General features: G+C 41.0%; 14 protein-coding genes. 13 read left to right on the top strand and 1 reads right to left on the bottom strand.

Translation table 11 applies throughout. The features are described from left to right. Positions 1 to 14: 14 nt before the first annotated feature. From BW139_RS13870 to BW139_RS13805, 13 genes are all read left to right on the top strand, one after another. Positions 15 to 3,179, top strand: a complete 3,165-nt coding sequence (locus BW139_RS13870; RefSeq protein WP_016899201.1) for an efflux RND transporter permease subunit — start codon at positions 15 to 17, stop codon at positions 3,177 to 3,179. 53 nt (positions 3,180 to 3,232) lie between these two features. Further along, entirely contained in the window at positions 3,233 to 3,580 is a 348-nt protein-coding gene (locus BW139_RS13865) for a copper resistance CopC family protein (protein WP_008132134.1), read from the top strand. A gap of 19 nt (positions 3,581 to 3,599) precedes the next feature. Further along, entirely contained in the window at positions 3,600 to 4,487 is an 888-nt protein-coding gene (locus tag BW139_RS13860; RefSeq protein ID WP_016899202.1) for a copper resistance D family protein, read from the top strand. Positions 4,488 to 4,508: 21 nt separating this feature from the next. After that, positions 4,509 to 4,973 (top strand): DUF4440 domain-containing protein, encoded by a 465-nt coding sequence (locus BW139_RS13855; RefSeq protein ID WP_016899203.1) that lies wholly within the window; start codon positions 4,509 to 4,511, stop codon positions 4,971 to 4,973. Positions 4,974 to 5,000: 27 nt separating this feature from the next. Beyond that, the gene (locus BW139_RS13850; protein WP_013465888.1) at positions 5,001 to 6,824 is read left to right on the top strand and encodes a copper resistance system multicopper oxidase; all 1,824 of its coding nucleotides are present in this window, start codon (positions 5,001 to 5,003) and stop codon (positions 6,822 to 6,824) included. After that, positions 6,821 to 7,681 carry a copper resistance protein B gene (locus tag BW139_RS13845; protein WP_016899204.1) on the top strand — a complete coding sequence of 287 codons (861 nt, stop codon included), beginning with the start codon at positions 6,821 to 6,823 and terminating at the stop codon, positions 7,679 to 7,681. The genes BW139_RS13850 and BW139_RS13845 overlap by 4 nt, the downstream gene beginning before the upstream one ends. A gap of 665 nt (positions 7,682 to 8,346) precedes the next feature. Further along, positions 8,347 to 8,739: a hypothetical protein gene (locus tag BW139_RS13835; RefSeq protein ID WP_254844977.1), complete on the top strand. Its 393-nt coding sequence runs from the start codon at positions 8,347 to 8,349 to the stop codon at positions 8,737 to 8,739. A gap of 299 nt (positions 8,740 to 9,038) precedes the next feature. After that, complete coding sequence (locus tag BW139_RS13830; RefSeq protein ID WP_008467855.1) at positions 9,039 to 9,452, top strand: MerR family transcriptional regulator; 414 nt, start codon at positions 9,039 to 9,041, stop codon at positions 9,450 to 9,452. A gap of 101 nt (positions 9,453 to 9,553) precedes the next feature. Beyond that, the gene (locus tag BW139_RS13825; RefSeq protein WP_076920054.1) at positions 9,554 to 11,797 is read left to right on the top strand and encodes a heavy metal translocating P-type ATPase; all 2,244 of its coding nucleotides are present in this window, start codon (positions 9,554 to 9,556) and stop codon (positions 11,795 to 11,797) included. An 11-nt stretch (positions 11,798 to 11,808) separates the two neighbouring features. Continuing rightward, on the top strand, positions 11,809 to 12,162 hold the full coding sequence (locus BW139_RS13820; protein ID WP_004589267.1) for a cupredoxin domain-containing protein: 354 nt from the start codon (positions 11,809 to 11,811) through the stop codon (positions 12,160 to 12,162). Between the two features lie 9 nt (positions 12,163 to 12,171). Further along, entirely contained in the window at positions 12,172 to 12,507 is a 336-nt protein-coding gene (locus tag BW139_RS13815; protein ID WP_016899208.1) for a DUF2933 domain-containing protein, read from the top strand. Further along, positions 12,500 to 13,165 (top strand): isoprenylcysteine carboxylmethyltransferase family protein, encoded by a 666-nt coding sequence (locus BW139_RS13810; protein WP_008467861.1) that lies wholly within the window; start codon positions 12,500 to 12,502, stop codon positions 13,163 to 13,165. Before BW139_RS13815 ends, BW139_RS13810 begins: the two co-directional genes overlap by 8 nt. Next, positions 13,149 to 13,352, top strand: a complete 204-nt coding sequence (locus BW139_RS13805) for a hypothetical protein (RefSeq protein WP_254844976.1) — start codon at positions 13,149 to 13,151, stop codon at positions 13,350 to 13,352. Before BW139_RS13810 ends, BW139_RS13805 begins: the two co-directional genes overlap by 17 nt. A gap of 18 nt (positions 13,353 to 13,370) precedes the next feature. Here BW139_RS13805 and BW139_RS13800 read toward each other — a convergent pair. Continuing rightward, positions 13,371 to 13,784, bottom strand: a 414-nt coding sequence (locus BW139_RS13800; RefSeq protein ID WP_139336339.1) for a transposase, incomplete at its 5' end; no start/stop codon positions are given.

Raw genomic sequence — 13,784 nt, 5'->3', positions numbered from 1 at the left:
GTGGGAGAAAAATAATGATTGAATCAATTATTAGATGGTCTATCGGCAATCGTTTCTTTGTTTTGTTGATTACCTTAATTATCGCGTTTGGTGGTTTGTATTCATTACAAAAAACACCAGTAGATGCACTCCCCGATCTTTCTGATGTGCAGGTGATAATTAAGACGAGCTATCCGGGACAGGCACCACAAGTAGTGCAAGATCAAGTGACGTTTCCCCTTACTACAGCGATGTTATCAGTGCCGGGGGCGCAAACTGTTCGTGGTTACTCATTTTTTGGTGATTCCTACGTCTATATCATTTTTGATGATGATACTGATTTGTATTGGGCTAGAAGCAGAGTACTTGAATACTTAAGCCAAGTAGCATCAAGCCTGCCTGATTCGGCAAAACCACAATTAGGACCTGATGCGACAGGAGTGGGTTGGGTATACATCTACGCTTTAACAGATAAGTCAGGAAACCATGATCTAAGCCAATTAAGAAGTATTCAAGACTGGTTTTTAAAGTATGAACTACAAACTGTTCCGGGCGTGTCTGAGGTTTCCGCCGTTGGCGGTATGGTTAAGCAATATCAGGTGCAAGTAGATCCTGACAAATTGAGAGCTTACGATATTCCTCTAAGTTTAATACAAATAGCCTTACAAAAAGGGAACAAAGAAACTGGCGCATCCGTTGTGGAAATGGCTGAAGCTGAATATATGGTTACCGCAACGGGGTATATTCAATCAGTTAGTGATATAGAGAAAATTCCACTTGGTATTAACGAACAAGGCACGCCGTTGCGTATTGGAGATGTTGCCAACGTTAACCTTGGTCCTCAAATGCGCCGTGGTATCGCAGAACTTAATGGCGAAGGCGAAGTTGTTGGTGGTGTTGTCGTTATGCGCTTTGGTGAAAATGCTCAACAAACCATAAATGGGGTAAAAGAAAAGCTTGAGTCGCTCAAATCTTCTTTACCAGAGGGGGTGGAGGTTGTCCCTGTCTATGACAGATCGAAGTTAATAGATCGTGCTGTTGATAACCTTTGGAGCAAGTTGCTAGAGGAGCTTGCAGTCGTGGCTATTGTCTGTGTGGCTTTCCTATTTCATCTTCGCTCATCTATTGTGGCAGTTATTACTCTGCCATTAGGTATCTTGGTGTCGTTCATTATCATGTATATGCAAGGCATCAATGCCAACATTATGTCTTTAGGCGGTATCGCTATTGCGATTGGTGCGATGACTGATGGTGCAATAGTGATGATTGAAAATATGCACAAGCATATGGAGAAAACACCACTAACAGATGAAAATCGCTGGCAAATTGTTGCTAAGGCTGCGAGTGAAGTAGGCCCTGCACTATTTTTTAGCTTACTGATCATTACAGTCTCATTCTTACCTGTATTTATCTTGGAAGCGCAAGAAGGAAGAATGTTCTCTCCGCTCGCCTATACAAAAACCTATGCAATGGCGGCATCAGCAGGTTTGGCGATCACATTGGTGCCTGTTTTGATGGGCTACTTTATTCGAGGCAAAGTTGTTTCTGAAAAGAAAAACCCGTTAAACCGATTATTGATTGCTATCTACATGCCTGTTTTAAAGCAAGTCATGAAGTTTCCAAAATCGACAATAGTAGCAGCAATATTAGTGACTATCGTTGGCTTTTGGCCTGTCGATAAAATTGGTAGTGAATTCATTCCGCCATTGGATGAAGGCGATCTCATGTATATGCCTACTACCTATCCCGGTATTTCAATTGGTAAAGCAAGGGAGTTATTGCAGCAAACAGACAAGCTTATTCGCACTGTGCCAGAAGTTGAAACTGTATTTGGTAAAGTAGGAAGAGCTGAAACTGCAACCGATCCTGCACCTTTAACCATGATTGAAACCTTTATTCAATTGAAGCCACAAGAGCAGTGGCGAGAGGGTGTGACTACTGAATCGTTAAAAGCTGAGTTTGATAAATTGGTTAAGTTTCCGGGCTTAACGAATGCTTGGGTTATGCCAATCAAGACCCGAATCGACATGTTAGCAACAGGCATAAAAACGCCTGTGGGTATTAAAGTCGCCGGACCAGAGCTTGATGTGATTCAGGAAATCGGCCAACAAATAGAGCAAATTTTACCCGAAGTTACAGGCACAGCATCAGTTTACTCAGAGCGAGTTGCAGGTGGACGATATATCAAGGTTGATATTTCACGCGATAAGGCAAGTCGCTTTGGGTTAAACATCGAAGATGTTCAACAAGTGGTTTCTACAGCTATTGGTGGTATGAACGTTACCCAAACGGTAGAAGGTCAAGAGCGTTACCCTGTTAACTTACGCTATCCGCAAGACTATCGAGACTCTCCTGAGCAGCTATCACGATTACCTGTTGTAACACCAAGTGGTCAACGCATTGCACTAGGTGATGTCGCAGATATTCGAGTTGAGAACGGTCCGCCGGGGATTAAGAGTGAAAATGCTCGTTTAAATGGCTGGACGTTTATCGATATAGACGGTGTTGACGTAGGTACTTATGTTGAAAGTGCAAAAATACACTTGGCTAATAATCTAAAACTACCAGCAGGTTATTCAATTACTTGGGCTGGGCAATACGAATATATGGAAAGAGCGAAAGAAAAGCTCACCTATGTATTGCCTTTAACACTCGCCATTATTGTTATTCTACTTTACTTAAACTTCAGAGCGTTTAGTGAGGTGGCTATCATTATCGTTACCTTGCCGATGGCGATGATTGGTGGCTTATGGTTGATGTATCTGGAAGGGTTTAACTTCTCTGTGGCTGTTGGCGTGGGCTTTATTGCTCTAGCTGGGGTAGCGGTTGAGATTGGTGTGATAATGTTGGTCTATCTCAATCAGGCACTTGCTGAGCTTAAGGAAAAAGCTGAAGAGCGAGCTGAACCTATCTCTGATGATGCATATCAAGATGCATTATTGCACGGTGCAGGCTTACGAGTTCGTCCAGTAATGATGACAGTTGCAACAATCATTATCGGCTTGATGCCCATTTTATATGGTACAGGAACAGGTTCGGAGATTATGAGTCGTATTGCTGCACCTATGGTAGGCGGAATGACAAGTGCTGTGCTACTCACTCTTATTGTGCTCCCAGTAATTTACTCAATCGTTAAAAAGCCAGAATTAAACGCCTTTAACAAGGAGCTTTCTAAGGCGGAGCTAAAAAGTAATGCTTAGCGAAGTTAAGAAACCATAAATAGCAATTTCAATAAACTAAAATAGAGGTAAATATGAAAAAACTAATTAAATTTTTAACCGTAATCAGTGTCGTTTTTAGTAGTGCGGTATTTGCGCATGTGCATCTTGAAAAAAGTGTGCCTGCTGATAATGCAATGCTAATGAATCCTCCAGAAGAGTTAACTTTGGTGTTCACCAAAGAGGTACGTGTTGTAAAAGTTTCATTGGCCAATAAACAAGGCGAAGAATTTAAATTTGGATTCGAGCCTTCTAAAGTCGCTACTAGCAAATTTACATGGAAACTACCTAAATTAGCTCCTGCAAACTATACTGTGGATGTAACCTTCTTAGGTAACGATGGTCATAAAATGAAACATAGCTTCGGCTTTATGGTTCACTAAAATAGGCGGTGTGATTGATATGGAAATGTATATCTGGAATACAGTCATTGTACTGTCAAAAATTGTATTTTACGTCGGCTTTGCCTGTATTGCAGGTTATACATTTTTCAGGCAAATATTTGAGAATAATGAATCTCATACTAATACTGTAATAGCGAATTTAACGTGGACAAGAACTTATATAGTTATGGCTTTGATCGCTAATATTACTTGGTTCTTTGCCAGTACTGGTGCAATGGCAGAAGAGGGAATTCAGGGGGCGATAGACGCTGATATATTGGCTATTATGTGGGACTCCTCTGTCGGCACTGGAGCTTTGCTTCGAGCGCTTGGGCTAGTTACCGCAATAATCGCTTTAGCTTTAAGGTTCAAACTCGCTGTGAACTCGTACTTAAAACAAAGCGCTTTAATGTTGAGTTTATTAATCCTTGCATACTCATTCACGTTACTGGGTCATATTTCTGAGTTAGGCACAATTGAAAAAGGCTTGCTTATTTTGCATGTGCTCGTTATGGCATGGTGGTTTGGGGCGTTATTGCCACTAAAACAGGCTTGCCATCAGCTAAGTTATGCAGAACTTCATTTGCTGATGGAAAGCTTTGGCAAACAAGCAAGTTTTACATTGAGCCTATTGTTGGTAGCAGGCCTCTGGCTCGTGATTCAATTGGTCGGAAGTCTTGATGCACTAATAAGCTCAAGTTACGGACAAACACTGTTGTTTAAATTGGCCCTTGTAGTGTCTATTTTGGCACTTGCTGCTAAACATAAACTAATACTCGTTCCACAACTTAAAAATAGTCAAGGCAGAGAGGCTTTATCTAAATCTATCTCGATAGAAATGGTAGTAGCTTTTGCCATTTTATCTGTAACTGCTGGGCTTACTAGTGTTGTTGGTCCTGCAAATTAAAACCTAAAAGAGAAAAAGAAAATGAAAACAATAAATATCCTACTCGTTTTATTAATGACGTTTAGTTTCGCAGCAAACGCTCATGGTGATAAGAATAAAGACAAAGGATTGTTTAAAGGTGTAGATACACCAGCCGCAAAAGTTGTTTTGGCATTTCATCAAGCACTTGAAACTGGCAATCAAAAACAGGCTAGAGCGCAGTTAGCGGATGATGTCACCATTTTCGAGGGAGGCCGCGTTGAAAGGAGCGCTGATGAATATGCTCATCATCATATGTTGTCGGATATGAAGTATTTAGCAGCGATGAAGAGCGACACACTTGAACATCAAGTGACGATACTTGGAAATACAGCTATCTCTGCCTCGCGTAGTCAAACTAAAGGTACTTACAATGGTGAAGAACGTGATTATCAAGGGATGGAAACAATGGTTCTCGAAAAGCAAAACGGTGAATGGAAAATTACGCACATTCATTGGTCACACTAATTTATTGGTCAAACCTCGGAGAGTAAAATGAGAATTAAAGATCCATTACATCAAATTTCTACACCGCGTAGACGCTTTGTACAAGGTTTAGCTGCTGGCGGTATATTAGCTGCTTTTCCAAGCATTCTTCATGCTGCTTCATCTTTAGTGGCTGGAACAATAACAGGTACTGTGCCCGAACTAAGTGGAGAAATAATAGATCTGGTGATAGATGAGTCACCCGTAAACTTCACAGGTGTTGTAAGAATGGCTACAACAATCAATGGCTCAATACCAGCTCCTACCTTGCGCCTCAGAGAAGGTGATGACGTTACTATCAGGGTAACTAATAAATTATCAGTGCCGAGTTCAATTCATTGGCATGGGATCATTCTTCCGTATCAAATGGATGGCGTACCGGGTATTAGCTTTAAAGGTATAATGCCGGGTGAAACCTTTGTTTATAAATTTAAGCTGCAACAAAGCGGCACATATTGGTATCACTCACACAGTGGCTTTCAAGAAATGACAGGTATGTACGGCGCATTAATTATTGAGCCAAGAGAAAAGGATATTATTAGTGCTGACAATGAGCATGTTATCCAATTGTCTGATTGGACTGATGATGACCCAATGGATTTGTTCCGCAAGTTAAAAGTACAAAGCGATGTATTTAACTTTAATCAACCTACTGTTCCAGAGTTTTTTGATGACATTTCAAATAGCAGCGTTTCAAATGCGCTACAACGCCGGGAAATGTGGAATAAAATGAGAATGAACCCTACAGATCTTGCAGACTTATCAGCATCTGCAATGACTTTTTTAATGAATGGTTGTGCGCCTTTGACAAACTGGCGTGGAATGTTTAAAGCTGGCGAAAAGGTTAGGCTTAGATTTATTAACGGTTCTAGCAATACGTTTTTTGATGTAAGAATACCTGAGCTGAAGTTAACAGTTGTACAAGCTGATGGACAAAATGTTGAACCTGTGACAGTAGATGAATTTAGATTTGGTCCCGGTGAAACTTATGATGTACTTGTCGAGCCAAAAAATGATGCATATACGATTTTTGCACAAAGCATGGATCGCTCAGGTTATGCTAAAGGTACTTTATCAATGGCACCTAATATTGATGCACCAGTACCTGCTCTAGATCCCGTTGAATGGTTAACGATGACAGATATGATGGGGAATATGGCCCAAGGTGGTGAGCATTCCGCGATGGCAGGTATGGCAGACATGTCGGGCATGAATTCTAATAAAATGGATCATAGTGCAATGGGTCATGGAGCGATGGCAATGGATCATAGTAAACATGGAATGACTAAAAACCCATTAGCTGTTGCTAGCACTAAAGTGCGTCATGCAAAAACAGAGTATGGAGCTTCTGTTGATATGCGTGTTGATATGCCTAGAACAAACCTTGATGATCCCGGTATAGGTTTACGTAAAAATGGACGCCGTGTTTTAACACTTGCAGATTTACATTCTCTTGAGGGAATTACAAACCAGCAAGAGCCAGAGGCTGAAATTGAATTACATTTAACTGGAAACATGGAGCGTTATAGCTGGTCATTTGATGGCTTGGAATTTGGAAAAAGCACGCCAGTTCACATGAAGCATAATCAACGTTTAAGAGTTATTTTACAAAACGATACAATGATGACACATCCCATGCACCTGCATGGTATGTGGAGCGATTTGGAGAATGAAAAAGGTGATGTACAGGTTCGTCGCCATACTATCCCTGTACAACCAGCGCAAAGAATTAGTTTTTTAACAACACCTCATGACGTAGGTCGCTGGGCATGGCATTGCCATTTATTATTCCACATGGATGCAGGTATGTTTAGAGAGGTAGTTGTATCATGAAAAAATTAATACTAACCAATACGTTAAGACTATTATTAATAGGTTTGCCCCTTATAAGTGTATCTGTATCTGCAAAAGATGAGATGACTGAGATGGGTGATTCTAAAATGCAAGCACAAGGTGGAGATGCACCTAAAGATGCTAGAGACCCCCATGCTTATGCAGCAGGTACAACTTTGACTGAAGGTCCTTATGCACTCAGTAGCGACAAACGACTGACTTTGGCAGATGAGCATTCATTTTACGCGCTACTAGGGGATCGTCTTGAATATAATGAGCAAACAAACGCAGGTGTTTTTGACTTTCAGGCATGGTATGGCACTACTTTTGACAGGTTAGTCATAAAAACCGAGGGTGATTTTAGCAAAGGAAATCTAGAGGAGAACCAAACAGATATTTTATGGGGCCATGCTGTTTCAACATATTGGGATACACAAGCAGGGATTCGGTTTGATTACAATAAAGACGGTGAAAACCGACAGTGGCTAGCTTTTGGCCTTAGGGGGCTTGCTCCATATTGGTTTGATCTCGACATGACTGGCTACTTGGGCGAAAAAGGCAATACAGCACTATCGCTTAGAGCGGAATATGAGCTATTACTCACACAAAAGTTAATTGTTCAACCACGTGCAGAGTTAACGCTTTACGGTAAGGACGACGTCCAAAATAACCTTGGTAGTGGTTTATCGAGCAGTACTATTGGTTTTCGGGTTCGTTATGAGTTTACCCGCCAGTTTGCTCCCTATGTTGGCGTTGAGTGGACAAATAAATTTGGTAATACAGCCGACTTTGCGAAGTTAAATGGGCAAAGTACTCGTGATACTGCTTTTGTTGCAGGTATCAAGTTCTGGCTCTGATGTGAAGAAATACTATATTGACTTGATGAGAGCTACCGCAACTATATTGATGGTAGCTTTCGTTTTTTGGGATTTAAACCATTTTAGTTATGTTAGGAAAGGCCTAGCTAATAGTTTTTTTGGAAAGAACTAAGAGCAGTAATAGTAAGCTACTTCTTATTTTCAGTCGGTGCCAGTCTGGTGTATACCGGAATATCAGCTAAGAAGTAAAGTTGGCGAATGGTTAAGGTTAAAGAGTCAAGGCAAAAAACATCGCCATTGAAAGACGTACAATAGGCCATTTTATCACTTTTGATGAACGGGAATTGGGTGTGCCCGGGATAGAACCGATTGTTGCAAAGTACTGCGCTTAAAGCTGAACAATTGGAAAAATGATCCCTTACTCAATACCTAGTTATGAGCGTAGGGTTTTTATTTCTTTTAATGGTGCTCATGCTTGGCTTCAATCTCATGAGTATAAATTAGACACCCCTTTATACTTGTGAAGTTTAAGCTGTTTAAAAAAGTAAAAAGTAAAAAGTAAAAAGTAAAAAGTAAAAAGTAAAAAGTTTAGGTTTTAGTTCAAAGGTTGATCAAGATCATAAAATTATTTTTATAAAGTGGCTAATATTGTAGGTGCTAAAGAAGGAATGATAATGTTTGGACTTTTCAGGTGGTTTAAAATAGTGATAATAACTGTGTTGCTTACGCAGCATAGTTTTGCTATTGCTAAACCAATGAATTGTGAAGAGCATCATAATGGCTCATCCGACACGCATATTATACAACCAAGCAAAAATATGCATCATCAATCAATGATTGACAATAGTCACTATCACACTGAAAATTCGCAAGACTCTAAACACCTTCATGGTGATGAAGACTGTGAAAAATGTAAAGCTGGTGATTGTGTTTGTTGTGAAGGCGGTTTTTGTACAAGCTTTCATTTAAATGCCTATCTTGTGGAAGCGCAAGACGAAGGTATTTGCAATATTCATTCTGAGCTAATTCTACAGCGTATACCCCTACCAAAATCTGGTATCCATCTCTTACTTTATCGTCCACCAATTATTGGCTAATCACGGGATCAGTGCGCCTTTTTTTCGCCAGTCCCATCAAAAATAAAACGATTTACTGATTGGTTTAAATTACCAACCGTTTTGAACAATTAGCACAATATTTTTTGGAGGCATGATGAACATGCTCAAACTATTGCTATTTACAGTACTTAATGCTGTCGATTTTGACCGAGATTTCTCTTTTACCAAAAAATTAGTTTTTAGCTTATTCACTAGAATTAGTACTTGACCTGTGTCTTAGACACAGGTCTAAGCTGAAGATGAGAGTACAAACTTAGCTAAAAAACTGAGGAGTGAATATGAAAGTTGCGGAGCTGGCAAAAAGCCTTGGAACGACTGCTGATACGGTGCGCTATTACACCAGATTAGGATTGTTAAAACCTGCTAAGTCAGTGAACGGCTACAAGTCATACTCGAATAAAGAAGTATCGAGACTTAAATTCATTTTAAGTGCTAGAAACCTTGGTTTTTCCGTTGCAGATATCAAGGAAATTATTAATGAATCTGAAGATGGTAAAAGTGCGTGCCCATTAGTCAGAAGCCTGATCAAAGAGCGGCTTGAAGAAACAGAAAAGCAGTTTCAAGCAATGTTGGCACTTCGAGGAAAAATGTCTTCTGCGCTTTCTCGATGGGAAGAAATGGAAGACAAAGCACCGACTGCAAACATGGTTTGTCATCTCATCGAAAACTTTGAGCAAATTAAAAAAGCATAGGAGGAAAAAGGGTGGCTACTAACACAAATATAAAAACTGAATCAGGCTGTTGCTGTCAGGCAAAAGCTCAATCCTCTTCGTGTAAAAGTAAGGAGAATACGTTGGAGAAAGTATCACATAACCAACAGCTTATCATTGAAGGTGCTGGGTGTGCTAGCTGTGTAGGCAAAATTGAAGGGGCGTTGAAGGCAACTCTTGGAGTCGTCAGTGCGGAAATGAATTTTGCTGATAGGACAGTAACAGTTTATGGGACAGCTAAAACAAAAGAGTTGATCAAAGCTGTTGAGTCAGCGGGGTATAACGCGAAGCCAATTGATGATAGCTCAGCAACAGATGCGCTTGATGAGAAAGAGGCGGCGGATTTTGCATATTACAAAAAGCTAATGCGCGATACGTTTATTGCCCTTTCACTCGGCGTTCCTTTGATGATCTACAGCATTGTGGTTGGAGAAATGACGGTTGAAACAAACCTTGAGCGCATGTCTTGGCTGGTTGTAGGCATTTTAACTTTTGGTGTTATGTATTTTTCAGGTAAGCATTTTTATGTTGGCGCTTGGAAAAGCTTTAAAAACCACTCCGCTAATATGGACACCCTAATTGCTTTAGGAACAGGTACAGCTTGGTTGTATTCGATGGTTGTCGTGTTTGCACCTGACGCTGTTCCATTGATGGCACGGCATGTTTATTTTGAAGCTACCGCCATGATCATTGGCTTAATTGATTTAGGTTTAGCATTAGAAATCAAAGCCAGAGGTAAAACCTCTGAGGCCATTAAACGTCTTATCGGCTTGCAAGCCAAAACAGCAACCGTGGTTCGTGACAACAAAGAAGTTCAGATAGGTATTGAGCAGGTTTTATTTAACGATATTGTGAAGGTAAAACCGGGTGAAAAAATTCCCGTCGATGGCGTGGTATTGGAAGGACACACCTCTATTGATGAGTCCATGCTGACAGGCGAACCTATGCCTGCTGAAAAAGCTGAAGAAGATGAGGTTGTCGCAGGTACTTTGAACAAATCAGGCATGATTTTATTTAGAGCCACACGCGTTGGTAAAGACACGGCGCTTGCACAGATCATCAATATGGTGAAACGAGCACAAAATTCGAAACCGCCGATTGGCCGTTTGGCCGATGTTATTTCAGCTTTTTTCGTACCTGTCGTGATGATCACCTCTGTGTTAAGTGCGCTAGCATGGCTTAACTTTGGACCTGAGCCAGCCATTGCTTTTGCCATCGTTTCAGCAACTACTGTGCTTATTATTGCCTGCCCGTGTGCTTTAGGCTTGGCAACACCCATGTCTGTCATGGTGGGAGTAGGAAAAGCAGCAGAAGCCGGAGTGCTTATTCGCAACGGTGAGGCACTGCAAACCGCCTCTAAAATCACTGCCATGATTTTAGATAAAACGGGCACTATTACTGAAGGGGCACCTAAGGTAACCGATATTATTTTAGCAAAAGCTACTGACGAAAAAGACGTACTACAGCTTGCAGCAAGTTTAGAAAGCGGCTCAGAGCATCCTTTAGCGCAAGCGATTGTTGAAAGTGCGTTAGATCAGGATATTGAGTTACTAAAAATTGAAGCCTTTAACGCCATTACGGGTTTTGGTGTAGAAGCAAGCTGCAACAACAAAGCCCTGCTTTTCGGAAACGATAAACTAATGAAGTTAAAAGGCATAGACCTCACAGGCTTTGTTGAACAAGCACAGTCTTTAGCCAAAGAAGCCAAAACACCTATGTACTTTGCTGTAGATGGTGAACTTGCAGCAATCATTGCTGTTGCAGATCCTATCAAGTCAGACTCAATCTCTGCTATCAAACGGCTTCAGGCTAATGGTATACGCGTCATCATGTTAACGGGTGATAACAAGGAAACCGCTGCCGCCGTAGCTAAAAAAGTGGGTATTAGTGAGTTTCTTGCTGAAGTGCTGCCAGAAGATAAAGCCAACAAGGTGAAAGAGCTACAAGAAGGCGGCGAAATTGTTGGTATGACAGGAGATGGCATCAACGATGCTCCTGCGCTAGCGTTAGCCGATGTTGGCTTCGCCATAGGCACAGGGACTGATGTAGCTATCGAAAGTGCTGACATTACCCTAATGCGTGGTTCACTTCATGGCCTTGCTGATGCCATAGCGGTAAGCAAAGCTACTTTACGAAATATCAAACAAAACTTGTTTGGCGCGTTTGTCTATAACGTAGCCGGGATTCCTTTTGCTGCGGGGGTTCTATATCCCTTCTTTGGCATTCTGCTTAGCCCTGTAATTGCAGGTGCTGCAATGGCGTTTTCGTCATTGACTGTAGTGTCAAATGCAAATCGACTTCGCTTTTTTAAAGCAAAAGAGCATTAAGGAGAATCACAATGATGGTTATTAACTTATTAGGCTTAATGTTAATCGCGCTGATTGTTTGGTGGTTTTGGCTATATAAACCCAATAAAACAATCGTTCAAGGTAATGAAGTACTCATTGAAGTGAGGGATGGTGTGTATTCCCCATCCTCAATTCAGGTGTCTGCTAGCCAACCTGTCACTCTGAAGTTTATGCGCAAAGATCAATCCCCCTGCGCTGAAACAATGCTTATTCCTTCATTGGATATAAGCGAACAGCTTAAATTAAATGAAATTACTCAAATTACCCTATTGAACTTATCACCGGGAGAGCATGAGTTTCACTGTCAGATGCAAATGTATCGCGGTGTCTTAAAAGTCGTTTAGGAGGGCAATATGAAAAATCAACACCCTAATTTTTGGTCAACACCTACAGGCTGGGCTGCACTGGCACTTATTGCCGCAGTGACCTACTTCTTAGTGCTTGAGCATGGTCAACATATGCTGCAATTTCTTCCCTACTTGATTTTATTGCTATGCCCCTTGATGCACGTATTTATGCATGGCAGTCATGGTAAACATGGTCACGATCATTCACATGCGCCTGATGAAAAAAAGGAAGAGAGCTTTCAAGAACTCACGGATAAAAATGCAGCCTATCACGATGGCTACATACAAGGGTTAGAAAAGGCACGTAAGGAATCACATAAAAAGGAAAGCAGTGATGAATGAAACATATGATTATGGCTTATGGTCAATGGTGATACTGAACTCAGCAATTTTTATCTTTTTTGCCTTTAGTTTTGTCAAACCAAAAACATCAACTGATTGGAGAAGTCTAAGCGCGTTCTCTGCCTTTATTGTTGCCCTATTTACTGAAATGTATGGCTTTCCTTTAACTATCTATTTTCTGTCGGGGTGGCTGACGGAGACCTATCCAGAAGTAAATTTCTTTGCGCATGAAAATGGGCATTTATTACATACTTTCTTTGGATTTCAAGGTGATGCCCATTGGGACCCATTTCATATAGTGAGTATGGTGTTAATTGTTGCAGGTTTCTTTATGTTGTCTTCAGCATGGAATGTATTGCATCACGCGCAAAAACATCATCAATTGGCTACAACTGGATGGTATGCAAGGTGTCGCCACCCACAGTATGTAGCTTTCATTCTAATCATGTTCGGCTTTTTATTGCAGTGGCCGACAATCCCAACACTTGCGATGTTTCCGATCTTAGTCGTTGTTTACGTCAAGCTAGCGAAACGCGAAGAAGCACAAGCGATTGCTGAGTTTGGTTCGGAGTACCACAGGTATATGGAATCGACACCAAGTTGGATCCCAAATTTTAATAAAAGTGTAGAAGGTAAAAATCATGAAAACGTTAACTAAATCAATTTTATTTATTAGTTCACTACTTATAACCACTAGCTCATTTGCCCAAAACAATGAGCATAAGCATGAAGGTGCGAACAAAGCTGATATGCATCAAGGCATGGCAATACCACATGAGAACATGGGAGAAATGCACAAAAAGATGATGGAAATGAAAAAGGAAGTCCATGCCATTAAAACGTGAGCGTCTAGCGAACTACACCTATGTTTTAAAATTCCAGGGTAACAAGCTGTCGATATCGGGCTCAGGCTGGCACAGTTCATCAAGGCAAGCACAGATGTAATTAAATGGGATTAGACCATTTATCTTGGCGGTTTCCACAATGCTGTAAAGGGTGGCACTAGCATGGGCACCGTTAGCCGTTTGGCTAAATAACCAATTCTTTCGGCCTATCACAAACGGTTTTACCGCGCGTTCTGCTCTATTATTATCGATGCTAAGTCGGCCATCATCAACATAGCGTATGAGCTTGTGCCATTGATTTGCCAGGTAATTAGCTGCCTCTATCAGTTTGCTGTTCCCCACTAAATTTGGCTGATCCTGCTCAAGCCATATTTTTAGCTTGCTAAGAATAGGCAGGCTAACCTCTTGTCTTGCCGTATATTTGTCATCCAC

It is taken from the genome of Pseudoalteromonas sp. SK18 (assembly GCF_001974855.1).
GTDB lineage: Bacteria > Pseudomonadota > Gammaproteobacteria > Enterobacterales > Alteromonadaceae > Pseudoalteromonas.
Note: the sequence above shows the minus strand (reverse complement) of the source record. Positions and strands in the feature narration are given on the sequence as shown.

Excerpts from the sequence above, each read along its gene's own strand:
- BW139_RS13870 (WP_016899201.1), top strand. The coding sequence starts at position 15 with ATGATTGAATCAATTATTAGATGGTCTATCGGCAATCGTTTCTTTGTT.
- BW139_RS13830 (WP_008467855.1), top strand. The coding sequence starts at position 9,039 with ATGAAAGTTGCGGAGCTGGCAAAAAGCCTTGGAACGACTGCTGATACG.
- BW139_RS13850 (WP_013465888.1), top strand. The coding sequence starts at position 5,001 with ATGAGAATTAAAGATCCATTACATCAAATTTCTACACCGCGTAGACGC.
- BW139_RS13815 (WP_016899208.1), top strand. The coding sequence starts at position 12,172 with ATGAAAAATCAACACCCTAATTTTTGGTCAACACCTACAGGCTGGGCT.
- BW139_RS13865 (WP_008132134.1), top strand. The coding sequence starts at position 3,233 with ATGAAAAAACTAATTAAATTTTTAACCGTAATCAGTGTCGTTTTTAGT.
- BW139_RS13845 (WP_016899204.1), top strand. The coding sequence starts at position 6,821 with ATGAAAAAATTAATACTAACCAATACGTTAAGACTATTATTAATAGGT.
- BW139_RS13860 (WP_016899202.1), top strand. The coding sequence starts at position 3,600 with ATGGAAATGTATATCTGGAATACAGTCATTGTACTGTCAAAAATTGTA.
- BW139_RS13810 (WP_008467861.1), top strand. The coding sequence starts at position 12,500 with ATGAATGAAACATATGATTATGGCTTATGGTCAATGGTGATACTGAAC.
- BW139_RS13855 (WP_016899203.1), top strand. The coding sequence starts at position 4,509 with ATGAAAACAATAAATATCCTACTCGTTTTATTAATGACGTTTAGTTTC.
- BW139_RS13805 (WP_254844976.1), top strand. The coding sequence starts at position 13,149 with ATGAAAACGTTAACTAAATCAATTTTATTTATTAGTTCACTACTTATA.
- BW139_RS13820 (WP_004589267.1), top strand. The coding sequence starts at position 11,809 with ATGATGGTTATTAACTTATTAGGCTTAATGTTAATCGCGCTGATTGTT.